The organism is Parageobacillus toebii NBRC 107807, from assembly GCF_003688615.2.
In the GTDB taxonomy this organism is placed as follows: Bacteria; Bacillota; Bacilli; order Bacillales; family Anoxybacillaceae; genus Parageobacillus_B; species Parageobacillus_B toebii.
This window is the reverse complement of the sequence record NZ_CP049703.1, coordinates 1,482,539-1,503,274: the sequence shown is the minus strand read 5'-3', so window position 1 is coordinate 1,503,274 and position 20,736 is coordinate 1,482,539. Positions and strand designations below refer to the sequence as shown.

The 20,736-nt window shown below is 42.1% G+C and carries 26 protein-coding genes and 1 pseudogene; 14 read left to right on the top strand and 13 right to left on the bottom strand.

Features of this window, described 5'->3' with window-relative positions:
- Positions 1-102: 102 nt before the first annotated feature.
- Entirely contained in the window at positions 103-525 is a 423-nt protein-coding gene (locus DER53_RS07805) for an HIT family protein (protein ID WP_012749339.1), read from the top strand.
- A gap of 44 nt (positions 526-569) precedes the next feature.
- Here the strand turns inward: DER53_RS07805 and DER53_RS07800 are convergent, their stop codons facing one another.
- Complete coding sequence (locus DER53_RS07800) at positions 570-1,400, bottom strand: peptidylprolyl isomerase (RefSeq protein WP_012749338.1); 831 nt, start codon at positions 1,398-1,400, stop codon at positions 570-572.
- Between the two features lie 185 nt (positions 1,401-1,585).
- Between DER53_RS07800 and DER53_RS07795 the strand changes: the two genes are divergently transcribed.
- Positions 1,586-1,672, top strand: coding sequence for a YjcZ family sporulation protein (locus tag DER53_RS07795; RefSeq protein WP_073967926.1), 87 nt, complete (start codon positions 1,586-1,588; stop codon positions 1,670-1,672).
- Positions 1,673-1,738: 66 nt separating this feature from the next.
- On the opposite strand, the gene DER53_RS07790 is transcribed toward DER53_RS07795, so the two are convergent.
- Positions 1,739-1,918, bottom strand: a complete 180-nt coding sequence (locus DER53_RS07790) for a hypothetical protein (protein WP_012749337.1) — start codon at positions 1,916-1,918, stop codon at positions 1,739-1,741.
- A gap of 184 nt (positions 1,919-2,102) precedes the next feature.
- Between DER53_RS07790 and DER53_RS07785 the strand changes: the two are divergent.
- A pseudogene (locus DER53_RS07785) lies at positions 2,103-2,445 on the top strand (YhaI family protein).
- On the opposite strand, the gene DER53_RS07780 reads toward DER53_RS07785, so the two are convergent.
- The gene (locus tag DER53_RS07780; RefSeq protein WP_012749335.1) at positions 2,438-3,043 is read right to left on the bottom strand and encodes an HTH-type transcriptional regulator Hpr; all 606 of its coding nucleotides are present in this window, start codon (positions 3,041-3,043) and stop codon (positions 2,438-2,440) included. The pseudogene DER53_RS07785 and the gene DER53_RS07780 overlap by 8 nt on opposite strands.
- Before the next feature lie 192 nt (positions 3,044-3,235).
- Here DER53_RS07780 and yhzF point away from each other — a divergent pair, with 192 nt between their 5' ends.
- Positions 3,236-3,397, top strand: coding sequence for a membrane protein YhzF (gene yhzF, locus DER53_RS17825; RefSeq protein ID WP_482812007.1), 162 nt, complete (start codon positions 3,236-3,238; stop codon positions 3,395-3,397).
- 50 nt (positions 3,398-3,447) lie between these two features.
- Here yhzF and DER53_RS07775 read toward each other — a convergent pair whose 3' ends face one another.
- The 6 genes from DER53_RS07775 to DER53_RS07750 all read right to left on the bottom strand — a co-directional run bounded on the left by DER53_RS07775 (position 3,448) and on the right by DER53_RS07750 (position 8,854).
- The gene (locus DER53_RS07775) at positions 3,448-3,972 is read right to left on the bottom strand and encodes a tryptophan transporter (protein ID WP_062753911.1); all 525 of its coding nucleotides are present in this window, start codon (positions 3,970-3,972) and stop codon (positions 3,448-3,450) included.
- Between the two features lie 115 nt (positions 3,973-4,087).
- A complete protein-coding gene (gene serC, locus DER53_RS07770) occupies positions 4,088-5,170 on the bottom strand; it encodes a 3-phosphoserine/phosphohydroxythreonine transaminase (RefSeq protein ID WP_012749333.1) in 1,083 nt (360 codons plus the stop codon).
- A gap of 109 nt (positions 5,171-5,279) precedes the next feature.
- Complete coding sequence (locus DER53_RS07765; RefSeq protein ID WP_062753913.1) at positions 5,280-5,465, bottom strand: sporulation YhaL family protein; 186 nt, start codon at positions 5,463-5,465, stop codon at positions 5,280-5,282.
- Positions 5,466-5,659: 194 nt separating this feature from the next.
- A complete protein-coding gene (gene yhaM / locus DER53_RS07760) occupies positions 5,660-6,634 on the bottom strand; it encodes a 3'-5' exoribonuclease YhaM (protein WP_062753915.1) in 975 nt (324 codons plus the stop codon).
- A gap of 89 nt (positions 6,635-6,723) precedes the next feature.
- Complete coding sequence (locus DER53_RS07755; protein ID WP_062753917.1) at positions 6,724-7,962, bottom strand: ABC transporter permease; 1,239 nt, start codon at positions 7,960-7,962, stop codon at positions 6,724-6,726.
- On the bottom strand, positions 7,955-8,854 hold the full coding sequence (locus DER53_RS07750) for an ABC transporter ATP-binding protein (protein ID WP_062753919.1): 900 nt from the start codon (positions 8,852-8,854) through the stop codon (positions 7,955-7,957). The genes DER53_RS07755 and DER53_RS07750 overlap by 8 nt, the downstream gene beginning before the upstream one ends.
- Before the next feature lie 140 nt (positions 8,855-8,994).
- Between DER53_RS07750 and DER53_RS07745 the strand changes: the two genes are divergently transcribed.
- Together DER53_RS07745 and DER53_RS07740 are read left to right on the top strand one after the other, a co-directional pair.
- On the top strand, positions 8,995-9,180 hold the full coding sequence (locus DER53_RS07745) for a YhzD family protein (protein ID WP_012749328.1): 186 nt from the start codon (positions 8,995-8,997) through the stop codon (positions 9,178-9,180).
- 70 nt (positions 9,181-9,250) lie between these two features.
- Entirely contained in the window at positions 9,251-9,466 is a 216-nt protein-coding gene (locus DER53_RS07740; protein ID WP_062753920.1) for a hypothetical protein, read from the top strand.
- A gap of 85 nt (positions 9,467-9,551) precedes the next feature.
- Here the strand turns inward: DER53_RS07740 and DER53_RS07735 are convergent, their stop codons facing one another.
- From DER53_RS07735 to DER53_RS07725, 3 genes are all read right to left on the bottom strand, one after another.
- Complete coding sequence (locus DER53_RS07735; RefSeq protein WP_012749327.1) at positions 9,552-11,057, bottom strand: coproporphyrinogen III oxidase; 1,506 nt, start codon at positions 11,055-11,057, stop codon at positions 9,552-9,554.
- A gap of 107 nt (positions 11,058-11,164) precedes the next feature.
- Complete coding sequence (locus DER53_RS07730) at positions 11,165-12,028, bottom strand: Cof-type HAD-IIB family hydrolase (RefSeq protein ID WP_012749326.1); 864 nt, start codon at positions 12,026-12,028, stop codon at positions 11,165-11,167.
- 471 nt (positions 12,029-12,499) lie between these two features.
- Complete coding sequence (locus tag DER53_RS07725) at positions 12,500-12,853, bottom strand: YlbF/YmcA family competence regulator (RefSeq protein WP_012749325.1); 354 nt, start codon at positions 12,851-12,853, stop codon at positions 12,500-12,502.
- A 259-nt stretch (positions 12,854-13,112) separates the two neighbouring features.
- Here DER53_RS07725 and DER53_RS07720 point away from each other — a divergent pair, with 259 nt between their 5' ends.
- The 5 genes from DER53_RS07720 to DER53_RS07705 are packed head-to-tail and all read left to right on the top strand — an operon-like array spanning position 13,113 to position 17,791.
- A complete protein-coding gene (locus DER53_RS07720) occupies positions 13,113-14,201 on the top strand; it encodes a YheC/YheD family endospore coat-associated protein (RefSeq protein WP_062753922.1) in 1,089 nt (362 codons plus the stop codon).
- 6 nt (positions 14,202-14,207) lie between these two features.
- Entirely contained in the window at positions 14,208-15,272 is a 1,065-nt protein-coding gene (locus tag DER53_RS07715) for a YheC/YheD family endospore coat-associated protein (RefSeq protein WP_062753923.1), read from the top strand.
- Positions 15,269-16,618 (top strand): YheC/YheD family endospore coat-associated protein, encoded by a 1,350-nt coding sequence (locus DER53_RS07710; protein ID WP_062753925.1) that lies wholly within the window; start codon positions 15,269-15,271, stop codon positions 16,616-16,618. Before DER53_RS07715 ends, DER53_RS07710 begins: the two co-directional genes overlap by 4 nt.
- Positions 16,615-16,896 carry a hypothetical protein gene (locus tag DER53_RS17315; protein WP_244319647.1) on the top strand — a complete coding sequence of 94 codons (282 nt, stop codon included), beginning with the start codon at positions 16,615-16,617 and terminating at the stop codon, positions 16,894-16,896. Before DER53_RS07710 ends, DER53_RS17315 begins: the two co-directional genes overlap by 4 nt.
- Positions 16,856-17,791, top strand: coding sequence for a YheC/YheD family endospore coat-associated protein (locus DER53_RS07705; protein WP_244319646.1), 936 nt, complete (start codon positions 16,856-16,858; stop codon positions 17,789-17,791). Before DER53_RS17315 ends, DER53_RS07705 begins: the two co-directional genes overlap by 41 nt.
- Here the strand turns inward: DER53_RS07705 and DER53_RS07700 are convergent.
- Positions 17,748-18,152, bottom strand: coding sequence for a hypothetical protein (locus DER53_RS07700; RefSeq protein WP_012749320.1), 405 nt, complete (start codon positions 18,150-18,152; stop codon positions 17,748-17,750). The genes DER53_RS07705 and DER53_RS07700 overlap by 44 nt on opposite strands.
- A gap of 103 nt (positions 18,153-18,255) precedes the next feature.
- Here DER53_RS07700 and DER53_RS07695 point away from each other — a divergent pair, with 103 nt between their 5' ends.
- The 3 genes from DER53_RS07695 (at position 18,256) to DER53_RS07685 (ending at position 20,727) form a co-directional block, all read left to right on the top strand.
- Positions 18,256-18,444, top strand: a complete 189-nt coding sequence (locus tag DER53_RS07695) for a hypothetical protein (RefSeq protein WP_012749319.1) — start codon at positions 18,256-18,258, stop codon at positions 18,442-18,444.
- A gap of 99 nt (positions 18,445-18,543) precedes the next feature.
- Positions 18,544-19,446: a PucR family transcriptional regulator gene (locus DER53_RS07690; RefSeq protein WP_062753929.1), complete on the top strand. Its 903-nt coding sequence runs from the start codon at positions 18,544-18,546 to the stop codon at positions 19,444-19,446.
- 168 nt (positions 19,447-19,614) lie between these two features.
- Positions 19,615-20,727, top strand: a complete 1,113-nt coding sequence (locus tag DER53_RS07685; RefSeq protein ID WP_062753931.1) for an ABC transporter ATP-binding protein — start codon at positions 19,615-19,617, stop codon at positions 20,725-20,727.
- The last annotated feature ends 9 nt before the right edge of the window (positions 20,728-20,736 follow it).

The following is a 20,736-nucleotide window of genomic DNA, read 5'->3' as shown; positions in this document are numbered from 1 at the left end:
CCTCTCCCCTTTTCACTAAAGCAGGATGTAATCAATACAAGATTACATCCTGCTCTTTTTATGGTAAAATGGAAGAAAAAATAGGAAAGGTGGCTTTTTCTAGTGAGTGAATGCATTTTTTGCAAAATTGTAAACGGAGACATCCCAGCGGCAAAAGTGTATGAAGATGAACATGTATTGGCTTTTCTCGACATCAGCCAAGTAACGAAAGGGCATACGCTTGTCATTCCAAAAGTACATAAAGAAAACATTTTTGAACTCACTCCAGATGTTGCAAGCCACGTCTTTACCGTTGTTCCAAAAATCGCAAACGCGATCAAAAAACAATTTTCCCCAGCCGGCTTAAATTTACTAAACAATAACGGTGAACAAGCAGGGCAAACTGTCTTTCATTATCATGTTCACTTAATCCCTCGTTACGGCAAAGGAGATGGATTTGGCGCTGTATGGAAATCCCATGCAAGCGATTATACGTTTGACGATTTACAAACCATTGCCGCAACAATTCAAAAAGGATTGGAATGAACAAAAGGAAGCGATTCTTACCCGCTTCCTTTTGTTTTTGACCGTTATTTTAACACATCTTGCAAATCTTTATCTTCAATCTCCACTTTTGCATCTTTTATCAGTTTTTCTACTTTTGATTGTACTTTTGCTGGATCCAATTTGCTTTGTTTTACTTCGAATTCGATTTCCTCTTTCATTTCGTTAAACGGCTTTTTCTCCTCTTTATCCGTTACTTTGATGATATGGTAGCCATAGTCTGTTTTCACCGGATCGCTCACTTGTCCTACTTTTAGCTTATAGGCCGCATCTTCAAATTCTTTCACCATTTTTCCAGGTCCAAACCAGCCTAAATCGCCGCCATTCGGTGCTGACCCTGGGTCTTGTGAATATTGTTTCGCAAGCTTTGCGAAGTCTTCTCCTTTATCAAGCTTCGTTTTAATTTCTTCTGCTGTCTTTTCATCTTTTACTAAAATGTGGCTCGCTCTAATTTTCGGTTTATAGTTCTTATAATAGTCTTTTAACTCTTTATCCGTTACTTTTATATCTTCCATTGCTGCTTTTTGCCGCAAAAGATCCAGTTTCACCATATCCCGGATCGCTTTTTCTCCATTTTGCTGAACGACTAAATCATATTGCGTTCCATACATTTCTTTTAAGTTCTCGATTTCTTTATCGATTTCCTTGTCCGTCACTTTATATTTTTTGCTTAATACTTTTTCATGAACAAGGTCACGAATCACTTCCTTGCCTACGCGGGCCTTCATTTCATTATAAAATTCTTCTTTTGTGATGTTGCCGTCCTTTGTTTTTACAATGACTTCAGAATCGCCGTTATTGCAGGCCGAAAGCCCAAAAACAGCGGCGACGGCTGCAACGATCATCCATTTTCTCATTTGTTCCACAACTCCCACACCAATTTTTTGACAAAAAAAATTACAACAATAACTATAACATATTTTTCATAAAGAAAAAAACTTTTTCCTTTTAGTCATACGCCCATACATGTGTTTTTGCCTTACATATGATGATGATGAAGCATCTGAGGCTGAATTGCTCCTTTTTGAAAGGAGGTGTTACAATGGGCGCACCTTATGCAGGAGGCTTTGCGTTAATTGTTGTGTTGTTTATTTTGTTAATTATTGTTGGATGCTCATGTTTATTCTAATAACCCCTTCCCCTTGTCTACAACACATCTACAAAAAAGCTGGCAGCACAAGCTGTCAGCTTTTTTCTATGTAAATAACACTTCAAAATAGGAAGAAATTAATAAAATCGTAATAAGAACGTTGATTGTTCGAAAAACACTTGGTTGCTTTTCTTCTGGTATTTCCCTTTGCGCGCAAAGGCGAGATGTTAATTGATTAATAAGAAATAAAATAATGACAGCAAGGGGTATAAAGTACACCGTCAAACCTGTTTCCCCTCCTATTCATAATTACTCATTTACTTTACAACGTTTCTTTTTATAAATCAATATGATTTTTACAGAAAAACTCTTCTCCCCTGAAAAAAACTTTTTTATTGGTTGTTTTTCATAAATTAGGTAAAATATACGTAAAAACTTGTCCATTATGTTCGGCAAAAGGAGCGCGCATATGGGAACACTAGAGGAACGAATCGCCAAATTGGAATTCCATCGATCGTTGTTAATGGAAATGGTCGATGAAACAAAAAAAACCGTTTTATTATCTTGTTATTAAAGCAAATTTAACAAAAGAAGAAGTAGATGAAGTGCTTGCCCTTTGCGAACAGTTAAGCGAGGAATATGAAAAACAAAAAGCGGAAGGGCTGACGATTTTCACCCCGCTTCTCCTTCATTTCGCGGGAATGCTCCATCCTAGCCTTCCGCTCGAACAGACAGTTGACGCTCTCCTTAAGCAGCAAATGTTTGTCCCCCTAATGACGGAATTGAAAAAGTTAATGAAAACCGTTAGCTAGACTGACTTGTTAGCTCCTTTTCTTTTTCTTGCGATTTCGCGTTTCGTTTCACTAGTTTTCCATCTTGTTCCACGAAATCGTTTTTAATGTTTTCAAACGCTCTTTCAAAAATTTCCATAAAGTCATCGCCATAAATGTTGCGGATGATACACATCATTTCTAAAATTTCTGGAAACTTTCCATATAGCTCGCGCAGCGGCAATGCTCCGTTAAACACCGCGTTTTGCGTTGGATCATACGATTCCATTAATTTCAGTAATACTTCTTCTCCTTTTTCTGTCAGTTCAATGTACGTATTGCGTTTATCGTCTTGTTTTTTCGAAAAGGAAAGCAAGCCTCTCTCTTCTAATTTTTTTGAAAAATTAAACGCTGTGGATACATGCATCACTCCAAATTTTGCAATTTCCGAAATCGACGCCCCTTTAAAATGATATGCAATCCATAAAATATGATGTTCGTTAATGTTTAAGTCAAATGGTTTAATCCATTGCTGCCAGTCTTTTTCGATCGATTTCCAAAGCGCCTTGCTTAACTGAGCAATTCGTTGGCTAAATAGCATCGCCTCTTTTATAGAATAATTTTGCTCTGTCGTTTTCATCGTTCCACCCACTCTTTCCTCACCGTGTTTTTTACTTTCTATTATGCCAGTAAAATAAAAATTAATAAAGATAAAAATGTTTAATTTTTTTATTTTTGTGACCATTCCCCGCCGTTCATAGCTGTAAGTTAGCCAACATATAGTAAGCATAGGGGGAGAAAGCAATGATATATATGCAATCGTTTTTTTTTTATGATTAGTTTCATATTTTTCTGTCTTTTCATAAATACTCTTTTTTCATTAACAAAAGCGAAAATGTATCCGCCAAAAATAGTATTAAAACAGCGTGCTTTCAATTATATTGGAATAGCATTTTTTTGCTTTGTCACTGCTTGGCTACTCCGATATGTATAGCGTGATAGCAAAAAACCCGACCAAGATGATGATCGGGTTTTTTGCGATTGTTACGCATGCGCTGTAATGTTCATCCGCTTAAAAATGGACGAGGCAATTGGATAGATAATCACCATCACAATCGTATTAATCACAGCCGCCGGCAATACAACGGTCAGAAATAAAGCAGAAAAAGCTGCCCCGCCTGGCAATCCGACCAACAAAAGCGCAGCGGTTAAAAAGATCGTGCCAGAAATGATCGTGCCGACCGCTGTTAATATTGCGGCAGAAATCAGCGTTTGACCATACTTTTTCAAAAGCAACACAAACGCGAAGAATACAAAAGCGGTAATCGTTTTGTCAATGATATTTGGAACTTGTCCCCCCGGGAATCCTGTTGTCATCGCGGAAATAATGCCTGTCACAACTCCAACAAGCCCCACTGCTTTAACATTCGGAAACAACAAAATAGCCAAAAACATCATTGTCAGCATCATGTCCGGCTTCATCCCAAAGAAAATTCCTGGAATGACCGCGTGCAATACCGCACCAATTCCGACTAACAATGCCAATGAAACTAGTACTCTCGTATTCATGCTCATCTCTCCTCATCTATTCTTTCCTAAGCTCCTCTAATAGTGCATTTGCACCTATTACGAGAATCTTTCTATCATTATATCACTTTGCAGTGTGAAAGTGAAGTGGAAATTTTCAGTTAAATTTCCGATAGAAATCATTCATAAATTCCGCTAACGCTTCACACGCTTCAAGCGGCACGGCATTATAAATCGATGCACGGCAGCCTCCAACAGAACGATGGCCGGCTAATCCAACAAATCCTTTCTCTTTTGCCTCCGCCAAAAATTTCTTCGTTAATTCTTCATTTGGCAGCCTAAATGTCACATTCATAAGCGAACGGCTGTCCTTTTCCGCATGTGGGGCATAAAACCCATTGCTTGCATCAATCGCTTCGTATACGACAGCCGCTTTTTCTTTATTGCGTGCTTCGATCGCTTTCACACCGCCTTCTTCCTCGACCCATTCGAGCACAAGAGAAAGCATATAAATCGCAAACGTTGGCGGCGTATTGTATAATGAATTACTTGAGCTGTACGTGCGGTAATCGAGCATCGTCGGCAAGTTATCCGGAATGCGCTCCAATAAGTCATTGCGGATAATTACCACCGTTACGCCGGACGGCCCAAGATTTTTTTGCGCCCCCGCATAAATTAATGCAAATTGCCCAACATTGATTTCCCTGCTTAAAATATCGCTCGACATATCGGCAATAAGATCAACTGGCAAATCCGGGAATTCATGCCATTGTGTGCCGAAAATCGTATTGTTGGAGGTAATATGTAAATACGCTGCGTTTTCGGAAAGCTGAATGTCTTCCGGATGCGGAATGTACGTATAATTCGCTTCTTTGCTTGATGCGGCGATATGAGTTTTCCCAACCTTCTTTGCCTCTTTCAGCGCTTTTTCCGACCACGATCCTGTTAACACGTAATTAGCGACATGGTCTTTTCCAAGCAAATTCATCGGCACCATCGAAAACTGCAGGCTCGCTCCGCCTTGTAAAAACAAGACGTCATGGGTATCAGGAATGTTCATCAGCCGTTTCAGCCGCTCTTTGGCGCTGTTGTGCACCGCATCGTATTCTTTGCTGCGATGGCTCAGCTCCATCACGGACATCCCTGTATTTTGAAAATTAAGCAATTCCGCTTGCGCCCGCTCTAATACCGGAAGCGGCAACGCTGACGGTCCCGCGTTGAAATTATACGCCCGTTTCATTTTTTCATCCCCCATTTTATTTCTTTAATGAATAAGAGAGTTAATATTATCCTAACACGAATTCCGAAAAAAATAAAGGGAATTTTTCAAAAAATAAAGTCCTTGTTGGCTACAAGGACTTCGCTTGCTGGCGCCGCTCCCGCTCCTTTCGGATGCGCTCCATATAAATTTCTCCCTCTTTTTCAATAAATGATTCATCGATTTCTCTCTCTTTCGCTGCTGTTCTTACTGCCATGTAACCGCTAAAAATAATTCCCGCAACAACTAAATAAATCCACCATGGCATGCTAAGCATTAACATCCCCCTTTTTCTGGCTTGTCTTACTAAACTATACGCACAAAATCAATGATCTATGCATAAAGAAAGAGGCGGAAAATACCGCCTCTTTCGTATTGTGCAATGCTTATTCTTTTTTTTCTTTGCTTGCTGCTTTCAGGGCTTATGAATAATGCAAGAAGCCCACTGCCTTAGCCGTCGGGAAGAAGGCTTTATGATGTCCCCCCTCTTTCTTGCATTAAAACAGAAGAGAAAATTGGTTTATAAAATGAACGATTCTCTAATGCATAAATTCGTTCCGTAAACTCACCCGGCTTTACTTTTTCAAGCGCCCGGTCGATCATATTCATTTTCGCATCCAAATTGTCAATGTAATGAAGAATTTCTGCTTCTTTCACCATTGGCGGCTTCGGACTGCCCCATTCCGCTTTTCCGTGATGGGAAAGCACCATATGTTGCAGCACGATGATTTCTTCGCCGCTGATGCCAAGATGTTCAGCAGCTTTGCTGATTTCGCCTACCATAATCGGAATATGTCCAAGCAGCTTGCCTTCGAGCGTATACGAAGCGGACACTGGGCCAGACAGCTCAATTACCTTGCCAAGGTCATGTAAAATCACGCCAGCGTATAATAAATCTCTATTCAATGACGGATATAAATTCACAAGCGCTTTTGCCAATTCTAACATCGACACGACATGGTACGCCAATCCGGAAATAAATTCATGGTGGTTTTTCGTCGCCGCCGGATAGTCAAAAAATTTCTGTTCGTATTTTTTTAATAAATAGCGCGTAATCCGCTGAATATTTGGATTTTGCATTGCAAATATGTATTCTGTAATTTTTTCCATCATGTCTTCGCGTTTCATTGGGGCCGTCTCGAGAAAATCGGATACACGGACAGCATCCCCTTCGTGAGCGAGACGAATCGAGCGGATTTTCAGCTGCATTTTGCCTCGGTAATTATGAATGTCGCCCAATACTTTAACAATGCTTTCCGGCACGTAGACACTTTCATCTTCCGGAGACACATCCCATAGTTTCGCTTCAATATCTCCAGTTTTGTCTTGCAAAATCAATGTTAAAAACGGTTTCCCGTTACTAGCGATTCCTTTTGTCACCGATTTAATGAGCAAATACACATCGACTTGCTCGCCAACCTCATAATGAACAATTCCTTTCGCCAACCTTTTCCCTCCGTTTCCGTATTTGCGTATAGTTAAGTATACCACATGTGTGCAAAACACAAAAAGAAAACCTTGCCTTAGGCAAGGCCTTACTTTTTCGTCAATTGCACCGCTTTTTTCATATCTTTCAGTGAACCAGATTTTCCGTACATGAGCACTCCGCCGCGATACACCTTCGATCCGAAAAAGGCAAGCAAGCCAATCGTAGCGATTAATAAAACAAGGCTGAGCACCACTTCCCAAAATGGAACAGGCAGTAACCCAACACGCAAAAACATAATCATTGGCGCGAAAAACGGAATGAATGATGTCACCGTAATAAAGGACGACTCTGGAGCGTTTAAGCCAAACATCGCGATCATAAACGCAGCAATGACAACAATCATCACCGGCATAATCATTTGCTGTACGTCTTCCACGCGGCTGACGAGCGAACCAAGCACGGCAAATAATGTCGCATATAAGAAATAACCTAAAAGGAAGAAAATAATCGCATACACAAATGTCGAGACAGGAAGATGATCAAAACCGAGAAATTTCCACAATTCTTGCCCGCTGCTTTTCAGCGCTGTGAAGCCAACCGCAAATAAAATCGCAAACTGTGTTAAACTAAGAAGCGCAACCCCTAGGATTTTCCCGAACAGCTGCTGGATCGGGTGAACGCTTGATACCAAAATTTCCATGACGCGCGACGACTTTTCCGTCGCCACCTCTGTGGAAATCATGCCGCCGTACATGAGAACAAACATGTACATCGCAAACAGCAGCACGTAAACGAGAACGCGCGCCTGATTCAACTCTTCCTCCGTTTTCGCGTTTTTTTCCAATGCCACTTTTTCAAACGGCACCGGTTCATATAGCTGTGCAATCTGCTCTTGTTTAAGACCGAGTTTTGCTGTTGCCAGCGTTGTTTTCAGCTGCTGGAGCGCTTGCTCAAGCTTGCTTGGCGTATCGTTGTCGGCAATCGTGTTCGCGTAATATGCTGCTTTCGGCAGCTGCTTCTCATCGGCGGAAACTACGAGGAGCGCATCCCACTTGCCATTGCGGACGGCCTCCTTTGCCTTTTCTTCCGGACCGGTCACCTTCTTTAACTTGAGATCATCGTGTTTTCCCTGTTTTAGCTGTGCCTCAAGCGGTTCGTAAAACACTCCCGTTGTATCAATGACCGCCACCGTTGTTTTTTCATCCTTTGTAAAAAATTCAATAATATGCTGGATGTTGGCCATCGCAAAGACAAAGAGACTCGTAATAATCGTTGTGATGATAAACGATTTCACTTTCAGCTTTGTCGTATACGTATGCCAAAGTACAATCCAAAACTTATTCATACGCCGCACCTACTTTTTCAATGAAAATATCGTTTAACGAAGGCTCTTCTAGCGCAAACTTGCGAATAAATCCTTTGTTGGCAATATGGGAAAGAATTTTTTGCGACACGTCTTCATTTTCGATTTGCAAATGCACGCCTTCCGCTGTCCGCTTCATTTTGACAACCCCTGGGAACTCCGCCAGCTCATCAAGCGGCATATCAGCATGAATAATAATGTTCTTTTTGCCAAAAGACCGCTTCACTTCTTTCAATGATCCGTATACGACCGGCCGACCGCGGTGCATAATGCAAAGATGCTCGCACAACTCTTCGACATGCTCCATACGATGGCTCGAAAAGACAATCGTCGTTCCATTGTTTTTTAAATCGATGACCGCTTCTTTTAACAGCTCGACATTGACCGGATCGAGCCCACTAAACGGCTCGTCTAAGATTAATAGCTTCGGCTTATGCAACACGGCGGCGATAAATTGAATTTTTTGCTGATTCCCTTTCGACAGTTCCTCAACCCGCTTGTCCGCGTACTCCGGCACGTTAAACCGTTCAAGCCACGCTTCCATTTCTTTTATAATCGCTGCTTTATCCATGCCGCGCAGCCTGCCTAAATAAATAAGCTGATCTTTTACTTTCAGTTTCGGGTACAGACCGCGCTCTTCCGGCAAATAACCGATGAGATGGCTTTTCGAGTAGTTGATTTTTTCTCCATTCCACGTAATCGTTCCTTCCGTTGGTTCCAGCAAGCCTAAAATCATGCGAAACGTTGTCGTCTTTCCCGCCCCGTTCGCGCCAAGAAATCCGAACAAGTTTCCTTCCGGAATCGTTAACGTGACATCGTTGACCGCAGTCACTGTGCCAAACCGCTTTGTCACATGCGCTAACTGTAACGACATTCTCACTCCCCCAATTTTAGATAAAATTTCCACTAAATCATACACGTTTATCATAGCGAAAAGTTTCATCATTTAGAAGGAATTTTTTTAAAAATAGCAAAATAATAATATGAATCACCATTCAGCAAAGGGGGACTACTATGCCAACATATATATTAACAGCATTCGACAAAAGTGGAGAAAAACTGTTGGACGAAACGTTCGAAGCCGCGAACGATGAAGAAGCAAAAAAAATCGGCGAACAAAAATTGCGCGAACATAACTGCCACGATAAAACGCACCGCTGTGTAACATCAAGCGGAAAGCTGATTTTATTCCACCGTTGACACGAATAAAGCCCGGTTGCCGAAAGCAATCGGGTTTTGAACAGAAAGGACGGGAAAAACAAGGAAAGATATGCATAAAACGCAGCAGGCGGAACAGCTTCACCATGATGAGGACAAAGTCTTTGCACCTACCGAAGACTTACAAAGGATCGAAGGAGGCGTATGGAATCAAAAGAGCTTTCGCCCGGATTCACAGCCGAAAAGAATTAGATGGATTGGATATGTGATTGTTGGTTTTGTTCTTATGACGATGGCTATTGTTATCCTAAATTTCTTCAACGAATGATCTTCCCATCTTCGTTTACGTCTATAAAACTACAAAAAACAGGCCCCAGACATTTGTCCGAAGCCTGTCATCACTGCTGTGATCCCTATCCAAACAACGTTTCCAGCATTTTCAGTTTTTCGTTCGTGTAATGGACAAAATTTTCGTTATACACCTTCGGTTCTTTCGGATTGGCAAAGCGGGTAATTTTTCGAGTCTTCGGATCGACAAACTTGCTGGACGCGCCGCAGCCAAGCCCGATAATCGACTGTTGTTCTTCCATAATCATAATGTTGTAAATGCTTTCTTTTCCCGGCAAGGCATATCCGACGTTTTCGAGGTTGCCGAGAATGTTTTTTTGCCGATACAAATAGTACGGAACATAGCCGTGCCGCTTCGTCCACTCTTGGGCCGCTTTCATCATTTCGCTGATTTCGTCGCGGTCGGCGACTTTGTATTTCGCTTTGTTTTTTGTCATTTCCGACGCTCGTTTAAACGAAAGCGTATGCACCGTTAACGACTCCGGCATGAGTTTTTCCGTTTGCGCCAATGTATAGGAAAATTCTTTTGTTCCTTCCCCCGGAAGCCCGATAATTAAATCCATGTTAATGTTGTTCATGCCCATCTCGCGGGCGAGATGAAACTTTTCAATCGTTTCGTCTACCGTATGGTGACGGCCGATTGCTTTTAGCGTTTCCTGAATGTAAGACTGTGGGTTAATGCTGATGCGATCGATGTTCCACTTTTTAAGCACATTCAGTTTCTCTGGTGTGATCGTGTCCGGACGCCCCGCCTCGACCGTGATTTCGCGGACACGCTCGACATTTGGGAACGACTGATACATTTCCGCATACAGCCGGTCCATTTCTTCGGCGGTGATGCTTGTTGGCGTGCCGCCGCCGTAATAAATTGTCGTAATGTTGATGCCGCGCTCTTTTAAAAAGCGGCCGACTTCCCGCATTTCGTAATGCAATCCAGCTAAAAAGGCATCGACGGAACCTTGGCGCCCGCCAATCGCATACGCTGGAAACGTACAATACGCGCATTTCGTCGGGCAAAACGGAATGCCGATATAAATGCTTACTTCATGGGCGAGGTCATATAAATCTGGCACGACTGTAAGCTGGCGGTCGACGATTTCCTGCATCAGCTCAATTTTTTCTTCTGTTACTAAATAATCATCGCGAAGCTGACGGTGCGCTTCCTCTTTTGAAAGACCGGAACGCAGCTTTTGATGCAACAGTTTTACCGGACGTATTCCTGTCAACACTCCCCATTGTTGAATCAGACCGGTATATTGCTGCAATAACGTCAAATATACATGAAACACCGTATATTTTATTTGTTTGAAACGATCTTTCTCCTCAAGATAGCCGGATACGTCTTTTTCATGATCCGCTTCATATTTATTTCCCGTTAATTTTTCCGTCAATATTCCATGCACATGAACACGCTTGTCGCCGTTTATCGAAAGCGCAACTGCTATATCTGCGTCGTGAACCGATTCAAATACCAGCTCATATTCTTCGAAAAATAATCCTGTGATTACCTCCAACGGACGTTGAAACCGCTCGACATCATGTAATCCTTGAATTTGAACGCGCAATGACATCACCTTTCCCAGTCAAGCTTATTTAAGTGTACAGAAGGCAATTCGCTCTCGTCAAGTAGCGAGATTCGCCAATGAAAAAGCTGGGACCATCCATCCCAGCTTTCCTTTTATCGTTTTATTTTTAATTTCCGCAGAAATTCCGGTCGTAGCTGCTTGCGGAAATGTTCTTTAATCATGTAGGCGACACCGAGCTGTTCGTTCGAACGTGTCACCCAGTCAGCTGCTTTTTTCACTTCCACTGGCGCATTTCCCATTGCGACTCCTAGACCAACGGCTTCAATCGCTGGCATGTCGTCGAGACCATCGCCGATTACAACCATTTCTTTTAAAGAAATCCCTAAATGATTGCCAAGGCGCTGCAATCCTGCGAGTTTTGACACGCCCTGCGGCACAATTTCCATCTTTTCGTTTGGGTGCATAATCATATCAATGGTCGGGAACGCTTTTGCTAATACCGACATGGCCTCATTCCTTTCTCGTTCGTTGGCAAAATAGACATCGATTTTCGGAACAGCCACTGGTTCATCCATTAATATATTGCCGAGCGAATCGACAAACTGCGTCGGATAAAAAAACGGATCGCCTGATGATAACACCGTTTTTACGACTAAATTTTTTTGCACTTTGTTCCGATTGCCGATCGAATAGCGCTCATGCATCAATCGAATGTTGCAATTGTAATTTTCAAGCACCTGCACAATGTTAAATGTCCGTTCTTCTGGAATAAGCGCTTCAAATATTTTTTCCTTTAGTGATTTTCCGATTATTGCACCTTGAAACGTGATCAATTCGCTATCCAATTTTAACGCTTTTGCGACTTTCCGTGCCGCGAGCAAATTTCGGCTCGTCATTAACGTCACGTAAACTCCTTTTCGTTTCACATATTCTACTGCTTCTTTTGTTTCCCTTTGCAGGCGGCCGTTGTTTTTTAAAATCGTTCCATCAATATTGAGAGCAAGCAATTTGTACATCGCTGTCTCCCCCTTTTCGAAAAAGTTGAATCTTGCCCCTCTTTGCGTTCGGCGTTTTTTTCTTTTTGAATTGTTTCGCCCTCCGCTTTTCTTCTCTGTCTAGCTTCAGCTCGCCTCCGCTTTTCTTCTCTGTCTAGCTTCGGCTCGCAACCGCTTTTCTTCTCTGTCTAGCTTCGGCTCGCAACCGCTCGGGGTCAAATAACCTTCGCCTTCGGGCGACAAGCACCCCTGCAGGCGAAGAACATTTGCCCGTCGCGGTTAAGCAGCTCGCCTCCGCTTTTCTTCTCTGTCTAGCTTCGGCTCGCAACCGCTCGGGGTCAAATAACCTTCGCCTTCGGGGCGACAAGCACCCCTGCAGGCGAAGAACATTTGCCCGTCGCGGTTAAGCAGCTCGCCTCCGCTTTTCTTCCTATCACTTCATAGCTATGATAAAACGGACAAAAAAAGAACACCCAATACGAGTGTTCACATTTATTCTGCGAATGAACGATATAGTTCCTCTAGCGGTTTCATCGTGATTTGTTGAATATCGGATAATACCATGCTCATTCGTTGTTCAAGCGTCATCAGCTGGGCAAGCTTTTCGTTTTGCTGGGTGAGCGCCATCGCTTTTTGCGCTTGCTCGATTTCTTCCGGTAAAATTTCAGCACCAGTCATCTGTTTTTCATGAAGGCGCATTTGCAAATTGCGGAAATTCGTAAATAGGCGATACGCGGTTTCGTCGCGGCGCACCGCTTCGTATGCCTGCTTTAATTGTTGAAAATCACTGCTTGTACGGATTGCCTGCTCCAGCTGCTCGGCAAGGACATAGAGTTGATTGGACATAAAAAAGCCTCCTATAAAAAAGTAACGTATCACTATCATAACGTATGCGCCGAGAAAAAGCGATATGACTAACAAAAATTTGATAATCCGGATGGAACAGCATTTTGATTTCAAGTGTGTTTGTCACTCCACCGATCATCAAATCATCCCATGTTTCTCTCCTTTCACGTATGTTTTGCAATCACCAATATTAGGCGAAAATCATACGATACGATATGAAATAGAGTTTGTGTAACGAAAGCACAAATGAGGGAGAACAATGAACCACCCCCAAGCTATCGCCGTAATGACCGAAATTTTTCATACGGACTCACATGTTCACTTTGGATCCATACATGAATTTTGCAAGGAATTAGCGGAATATAGCAAGCAACATCACCTAACTTTATACGTTACATCTTTATCGATGTATTTAGAAAATGAACGAATTGGCTATCAGTGGATCAATGGAGAATGGACAAAAACGGAAGTACCGCCTGCAAAAGTGATCTATAACCGCATTCATTCACGAAAAACAGAATTAACCAGCTTATTTGAACGTCTTATCCAAAAGCTAAAAGATGAACATGTTCTTATGTTTAATCACCGTTTTTTGCATAAATGGGAAGTGCACGAATGTTTAATGAGCCATCCGTACTTGCATCCGTATTTGCCAAAAACGGAGTTATTCACAAAGAAACAAATGCTCGACGACTTTCTTGAACAATTTCCTGTCGTTTTTATTAAACCAATTTACGGCAGCCAAGGACGCCATATTTTGCGCATTGAAAAAACGGAAGGCGAGTTTCGCCTTGACTATTCCACGTTCATGAAAGATACGATGCAACAATATCCTTCTACTTCCGCCCTGTTTGCGGTCTTGAAAGAACGAATAAAGCTGGCATCCATCATTCAGCAAGGCATTGCCCTCCAGACGATGGAAGGACGTCTCGTTGATTTTCGGCTATCATGCCACAGCATTCATGACAGCGAATGGCGCGTAACATCCGCTATCGCACGCGTCGCCCAGCAAGAACAATTTGTCGCCAATCTTGCCCGCGGCGGGGAAATCGTTTCAATAGATGAGGTATTGCGGAAATGGTATGAACAAAACAGAGCGTTCCAGCAAAAAATGCTGTTAAAAGAAATCGCGCTCGAAACAGCTTCCGTATTAGCAAATGAAGCCGATGGATTATATGGAGAGTTCGGCATTGATTTAGCGATCGACCAAGAAAACAAACCATGGATTATCGAAGTAAACACAAAACCATCCAAACAGACCGATATGGCAATGTCAAATCGCCTTATTCGACCTTCCGCTAAAGCGATTATTGACTATTGTTTATCGCTTATCGAGCAAAAGGAGTGAGTAAAATTGATTTCTCTTGGATTTGTCACCGTCTATGATCAACAAGAAGTAAAGTATTCCACAGAAGTTGCCAAGCGGGCTGATCGTTATGGCATTACCGTATACCGCTTTACCCCTTTTGATATTGACCCGTTAACGGAAAAAGTGCGCGGCCTGCAATTTGATAACACCAAGCAATCATGGATAGAAAGCACTTTTGACATTCCCACCTTTTTATATGACCGTTGCTTTTATCGTGCGGATGACCGCTCGAAAAAAAGCAAACCGATCGTACAATGGTTAAAACATCGGCCAGATATTACATTTTTAGGACACGGATTCCCAAGCAAATGGGAATTGTACAAGAAGGTCATTGAACATCCATTGCTTTCCCCGTATATTCCCAAAACAGAACGTCTTCAATCCGCTATGGATGTACTGCGCATGATCCAGAAAGAAAAAGCCGTCATTTGCAAGCCTGAACACGGCTCGCGCGGCAAGGGCATTTATGTCATAAAACAAATGAAGAACTTACTTCATATTTTAGATGCAAGTGGTCAAACAATTGCCCATATCAGACGAGAAAACGATTTGCAACGGTGGATTAATGATTTGCTTCAACACAACTCATACCTTATTCAGCCGTTTTTGCCGTTACAGACGAAGAAAAACGAGCCGTTCGATATCCGTTTTCTCTTCCAAAAAAACGAACGAGGCAAATGGAGCGAACGAGGCAGAGCGGTGCGAATCGGGCAGCCTGGAACAATGATTGCCAACGTCAGTGCCGGCGCTTCCATTTTCGATTTTTCGGAATGGATCAACCAAGTTTCTTCCCCACAACGCCTTTTTATTACCGATGGAATCGAAACGATTACAAACGTGTTGCCATCCTACTTGGAAGAGCAATTTGGCCCATTGTTTGAACTAGGTCTTGATCTCGGGATCACTGAGGAAGGCGCTGTATGGATCATTGATATGAATTCGAAGCCAGGCCGAAAAATTATTACTGCACTCACTCCTGAAAACTGTGACGTCTACGAAGCACCGCTTCGCTATTGTCTGTTTCTCGCAAACGAGGTGAATATCTCATGAAATATACATTAACGATACAAGAGGCGGAAGAAAATACGATTTATCTTCCGCCCGATATTTCGCTCTCCGGGCAAACGATGGCCGCGTTCGGAAGCATGTCCACCGCATGCTGCTTTGTTTCGTCCCCGGTTTTAGACAAACATATCGTTATCACAAACGATGTTGCCAAACGCTTACAAATCCCATTTTCTGCCGATATTCATCTATTTCTCACTGAAGACACCGTCCATCTTGGTCCGCTCATTGGCATTTTTACCGCAGGGTTTACGAAATCGCCGCTTCGTCCGGTGGGAAAACGGAGCTTTTTCTTTGCGAAACTGCTTTCACAAGAGAAAAAAGTCGGCGGATTTGCTTTTGTTTTTGGCGCTCATCATATTCATTGGGAGAAAGGAACGATAACGGGGTATTTTTATACAGAAAACGGTTGGGTCCAGCATGAAGTTCCGTTTCCTACCGTTATCTACAATCGCTTGCCAAACCGTCGAATTGAAAACGATGAAACATTTCAAGCAATTAAAGAAACATTAAAAAAAGAATACGGAATCCCTTGGTTTAACGAAAACTTTTTTAATAAATGGGAAATATACCGTCTGCTTGAAAAACATCCATTATCCAGGCCGTACCTTCCAAACACGTCTTTTTATCCTACGATCGAGACCGCCGATCAATTTTTAAAACGTTATGGCGAAGCATATTTAAAGCCCGCCAACGGCAGTCTCGGTTTAGGTATTTACCATCTTTTGAAGAAAAACACGAAGTATGAATGCCGATTTCGAGATGAACATGGAACTAACCGGTCGCAAACCTTTCCAACGTTATCATCTTTGTGGGAAAACGTTTTTTCACAAAAAAAATTAGATTCATATATTATCCAACAAGGGATTCGCCTCATGGAAGTCAATGGAAGAAAATTCGATTTTCGCGTTCATACAAATAAAAACGAAGAAGGGGTTTGGCAGGTGAGCGCGATCGCTGCAAAAATCGCAGAAAAAAGAAGCGTTACGACCCATATTAACAATGGGGGCATCGTAAAAACGATCGAAGAAATTTTCCCAGACCGAAGCACTCGCAACCATATCATAAGGCAACTTCATGACACCGCTCTTACCCTAAGCCGTTGTCTTGAGGAACAGCTTCAGATGAACATTGGTGAAATCGGATTTGATCTTGGAATCGACCAACAATATCGGATTTGGATGTTTGAAGCAAATTCGAAGCCGGGACGATGCATTTTTAAACATCCGAAGCTAAAGCGATATGATGAACTAACAGCGATGCTCTCTCTTGCGTACGCCGTTTATTTAAGTAAAAAAATAATTGATGAACCAGAGGCGTTATTCACATGACGATCATTTGCTACAATGAAAAAAAACAACAATGGTTTCATCAAGATGAAGGCCGTACCTACGTTTTTGGATACCAGCATCCATTGGCTTTTTCTAACGAATTGCCGTCTTTTTCGTTTCACGTAAAAGAACAGCGGGGAAAAGTAGGACCGCTTGTCGGCATTATGATTAGCGAATCTTCCATTCCCGCTTTGTTAAAACGAAAAAAAACGATATATCGAGCTGATCACCACTTCCTTGCAAGAAGCGGGAAGTATCGCTATCGTTTTACCATTTAGCTCTATCTATGAAAAATTCGTTCAAGGATATGTATTCGTTCGCGGCCTCGGACAGTGGGTGCCTGTTACCGCCCCTCTTCCCGACGTTTTTTACAACCGAATCAAAAGCAGATCAGAAGAAAAAACAGACGAATTCCAACGAATCATCGAATTTTTAAACAACCTTTGCATTCCATTTTTTAATCGTTCTTTTTTTACAAAGTGGGAATTATACGAGACATTACAAAAAAACGACCAATTGCGCCCGCATTTGCCAGCTACGCTTTTAGTTCATGATACGGACGATATACGAAAAATGCTGCAAACACACGGAAGTGTATACGTTAAACCAAACGAAGGAGCAAAAGGAAAAGGGCTGTTTCGCTTAACTTCTTCTCCTTTACAAACACACATCCTTTACGAACAAATAAATGTTCGAAAAACACTCACTTCCCTTGACGAACTCACTCCTCTTTTTTCATCGAAACGCTATATTGTCCAACAAACAATTGACGCTGATACATGGAAAGGAAATCGGTATGATTTGCGTGTTCTCGTTCATTATCACCACGGCGCTTATGCAATCAGCGGCATTGGTGTGCGGATGGCGCCAGCGCAACAACTGACAACACACGTCCTAAACGGCGGAAAACTTCTGCCGTATTCCGAAGTGAAACATCGGATCGATGAAGCCCTTTTATGTAACCTAATTTCCGAGTGCGGGAAAGAAATGAGCAAGCATTTCGGTTTTATTGGCGAGTTTTCCGCGGATATTGGCCTTAGCAAAGATGGACAATTGTACATGTACGAACTGAACGCCAAACCGATGATTTTCGACGAACCGGACATTCAACATCATGGTGCCAAACAGCTTATCTCCCTATTTGATGAACTAGCTGGTTTTTTATCATCGTAAAAAATAGCTGGCTATATTGAATGGCCTGCTGTAATGAGTGATCTGCCGCTTTTTGTGCAGCTCCCGATAACATCTCACTTGCTTTTCGACACAACATTCCTTTTTTTAATTCATTGGAACAAAGCGCATACAACAGTTCGGAAACCGAAGCTGTTACGATCTTTTCACTGTCGCTTTCTTCATATGCCCCGGCAAGTAAATAGTGAATATATTGCCATAGTTTATATTGACGTGTTATATCCTCTAAATACAGAATAAATTGTTGTTTCCACGTTTCATCGCTCACTATTTCTGCCATCTGTTCTGCTAGTTGCGTTGATGTTCTTGTTATGTACAGCAGTTGTTTCACCGTGCGTATCATTGTGTTCCCTCCTTGCTTGTCCTGCTTTTTGACATATATATGATGAATACGAATAATCTATGCTTTTATAATACAAACTACAAAAAACAAGGAGGGACGCATTATGACGGAACGAAACAAACGGAATTATCAAGATTCCCAATATGAAGGACGCGATGAACACTATATGGATATCGACCGTATGATCAATGAGGGATTGGCAGGGGGCTATGTCCATGGCCACGGTGATGCCGTAAACATCGAGGAAGCGCGCGACTTAGCAAAAGAAGAACCTCCTCATGAAACAACGTAGCCATTCAAAAACCGATTTTCCTTTTTATTGGGAAAATCGGTTTTTCTTTTTGTATAATAAGTGAAAGGAATCATTCAGTTGTAGAAAGGAAACATCGCCATGCTCAAACAGCTAAAATCCTACTATAAGGATGCAATCGTCATTAATGAACAAGTAGCCGACACTGATGCATATGAATGGTTTTATACAAAAGATGGAGATAAAATCGGAATTTGCAAACAACGTCTATCGAAACAGGAAAAACAGCTATTATCGATTTTTCTCACGCCGATTCCCGATGTCAGCCGTACGATTAGCGATGAAGAAATGGCGTGGCATCGTTGGGTCACGCATGGAGATTCAACGTTGCTGCAGCATTTTTCCTCCCACTCCCCGTATTATCGCTTTATTCATTTTTTCATAAAAGGTTCTGTTGTCAACAAAGATGATTTTTTCGATGTCATCAGCGGGTTGTTTTCCGAACATATTATTATCGTTTGGGAACACGACTACCGAGGTGTCATTATTGAAAAAAAACAAAAACCAACCCTAGATCCTTTGCCGTTTGCTGAAATTATTGATACATTATCTACCGATTTTTACGTCACCATTCATCTATTTATCGGGCACATCCATCCATATGGTGACCATCTTTATGAATTATTTTGCCACGAAAAACAATGTTTCCAGCTAGCACAAACGTATATGCCAACACAAACGGTATATCAGATGGAAGATGTGATTCCGCTATTGCTTATCCATGGTTCCTCGGAACTTGAAATGATCAAGAAGTCGCTTCCTTTTCTCGAAACATTGGATGACGAGTCACTTCATATCATCAAAACGTTTTTTCAATGCAATCTAAACGTTTCCTTAGCGGCAAAAAAGTTATATATGCACCGCAACAGTTTACAATATCGCATTGATAAATTTATTGAAAAAACAGGAATCGATATTAAACATTTTAAAGGAGCTGTCGCTGTGTATTTAGCAATATTATTACAGCAATATGCGGACAATTGAACTACAGTAAAGCCAGGATCACCATACGAGGCAAGCGCATAGTCCGTCTATTCGTCATCTTGCCTGAAATCTCCCTCTTTTTTTGTGCATGTTGTCCATTTACGAATTCTGCTATTTTCGGTACGCTTAAAGCAGTTGAAAACGTTTTCTAATAGGGGGAGTGAGAATATGGCAGAGCTTCGTTTAGAGCACATTTATAAAATTTACGATAACAACGTAATCGCTGTAAAAGATTTTAACCTACATATTAAAGATAAGGAATTTATCGTCTTTGTCGGTCCATCCGGCTGCGGCAAATCGACAACATTGCGAATGATTGCCGGTCTTGAGGAAATTTCAAAAGGCGACTTATATATTGACGGCAAGCGCATGAATGATGTCGCGCCAAAAGACCGCGATATTGCGATGGTATTCCAAAACTACGCGCTTTATCCGCATATGAGCGTTTACGATAACATGGCGTTTGGCTTAAAATTACGGAAATTCCCAAAAGCAGAAATCGAACGCCGCGTCCGCGAAGCAGCGCGCATTCTTGGCCTTGAACAATACTTAGATCGCAAGCCAAAAGCGCTTTCTGGCGGCCAACGACAACGGGTGGCATTAGGACGCGCCATCGTCCGCGACGCAAAAGTATTTCTAATGGACGAACCGCTTTCGAACTTGGATGCAAAACTTCGTGTGCAAATGCGTTCCGAAATCGCTAAATTACATCAGCGTTTAGAAACAACAACGATTTACGTCACACACGATCAAACGGAAGCGATGACAATGGCAACACGGCTTGTTGTCATGAAAGATGGTGTCATCCAGCAAGTCGGCACACCGAGAGAAGTATATGAAAAACCAGAAAATATTTTCGTCGGTGGCTTTATCGGCTCTCCAGCGATGAACTTCTTAAAAGGAACATTGCAAGATGGCAAGTTTGTCATTGGTAATATTACTATTAGCGTTCCAGAAGGAAAAATGAAAGTGCTTCGTGACCAGGGCTATATTGGTAAAGAAGTCATTTTAGGCATTCGCCCAGAAGACATCCATGATGAACCACTCTTCCTTGAAGCATCGCCAAATACGAAAATTACCGCCCGCGTTGAGGTAGCCGAGCTGCTTGGTGCAGAATCGATGATTTATTCCAATATTAATGGACAAGAATTTGTCGCACGCATCGACGCCCGCACAGAAATCAAGCCAGGCCACCAATTAGACCTTGCCTTAGATATGAACAAAGCACACTTTTTCGATATCGAAACGGAAAAACGAATCCGTTCTGCGGATGAAAAATAACGATATCGT

What these genes read in the sequence shown, in the direction of transcription:
- DER53_RS07800 (WP_012749338.1), bottom strand. Translation starts at nt 1,400, where the DNA reads ATGAGAAAATGGATGATCGTTGCAGCCGTCGCCGCTGTTTTTGGGCTT.
- DER53_RS07795 (WP_073967926.1), top strand. Translation starts at nt 1,586, where the DNA reads ATGGGCGCACCTTATGCAGGAGGCTTTGCGTTAATTGTTGTGTTGTTT.
- DER53_RS07780 (WP_012749335.1), bottom strand. Translation starts at nt 3,043, where the DNA reads ATGAAAACGACAGAGCAAAATTATTCTATAAAAGAGGCGATGCTATTT.
- yhzF (WP_482812007.1), top strand. Translation starts at nt 3,236, where the DNA reads ATGATTAGTTTCATATTTTTCTGTCTTTTCATAAATACTCTTTTTTCA.
- DER53_RS07775 (WP_062753911.1), bottom strand. Translation starts at nt 3,972, where the DNA reads ATGAATACGAGAGTACTAGTTTCATTGGCATTGTTAGTCGGAATTGGT.
- serC (WP_012749333.1), bottom strand. Translation starts at nt 5,170, where the DNA reads ATGAAACGGGCGTATAATTTCAACGCGGGACCGTCAGCGTTGCCGCTT.
- DER53_RS07765 (WP_062753913.1), bottom strand. Translation starts at nt 5,465, where the DNA reads ATGCTTAGCATGCCATGGTGGATTTATTTAGTTGTTGCGGGAATTATT.
- DER53_RS07755 (WP_062753917.1), bottom strand. Translation starts at nt 7,962, where the DNA reads ATGAATAAGTTTTGGATTGTACTTTGGCATACGTATACGACAAAGCTG.
- DER53_RS07750 (WP_062753919.1), bottom strand. Translation starts at nt 8,854, where the DNA reads ATGTCGTTACAGTTAGCGCATGTGACAAAGCGGTTTGGCACAGTGACT.
- DER53_RS07745 (WP_012749328.1), top strand. Translation starts at nt 8,995, where the DNA reads ATGCCAACATATATATTAACAGCATTCGACAAAAGTGGAGAAAAACTG.
- DER53_RS07740 (WP_062753920.1), top strand. Translation starts at nt 9,251, where the DNA reads ATGCATAAAACGCAGCAGGCGGAACAGCTTCACCATGATGAGGACAAA.
- DER53_RS07735 (WP_012749327.1), bottom strand. Translation starts at nt 11,057, where the DNA reads ATGTCATTGCGCGTTCAAATTCAAGGATTACATGATGTCGAGCGGTTT.
- DER53_RS07730 (WP_012749326.1), bottom strand. Translation starts at nt 12,028, where the DNA reads ATGTACAAATTGCTTGCTCTCAATATTGATGGAACGATTTTAAAAAAC.
- DER53_RS07725 (WP_012749325.1), bottom strand. Translation starts at nt 12,853, where the DNA reads ATGTCCAATCAACTCTATGTCCTTGCCGAGCAGCTGGAGCAGGCAATC.
- DER53_RS07720 (WP_062753922.1), top strand. Translation starts at nt 13,113, where the DNA reads ATGAACCACCCCCAAGCTATCGCCGTAATGACCGAAATTTTTCATACG.
- DER53_RS07710 (WP_062753925.1), top strand. Translation starts at nt 15,269, where the DNA reads ATGAAATATACATTAACGATACAAGAGGCGGAAGAAAATACGATTTAT.
- DER53_RS17315 (WP_244319647.1), top strand. Translation starts at nt 16,615, where the DNA reads ATGACGATCATTTGCTACAATGAAAAAAAACAACAATGGTTTCATCAA.
- DER53_RS07700 (WP_012749320.1), bottom strand. Translation starts at nt 18,152, where the DNA reads ATGATACGCACGGTGAAACAACTGCTGTACATAACAAGAACATCAACG.
- DER53_RS07695 (WP_012749319.1), top strand. Translation starts at nt 18,256, where the DNA reads ATGACGGAACGAAACAAACGGAATTATCAAGATTCCCAATATGAAGGA.
- DER53_RS07690 (WP_062753929.1), top strand. Translation starts at nt 18,544, where the DNA reads ATGCTCAAACAGCTAAAATCCTACTATAAGGATGCAATCGTCATTAAT.
- DER53_RS07685 (WP_062753931.1), top strand. Translation starts at nt 19,615, where the DNA reads ATGGCAGAGCTTCGTTTAGAGCACATTTATAAAATTTACGATAACAAC.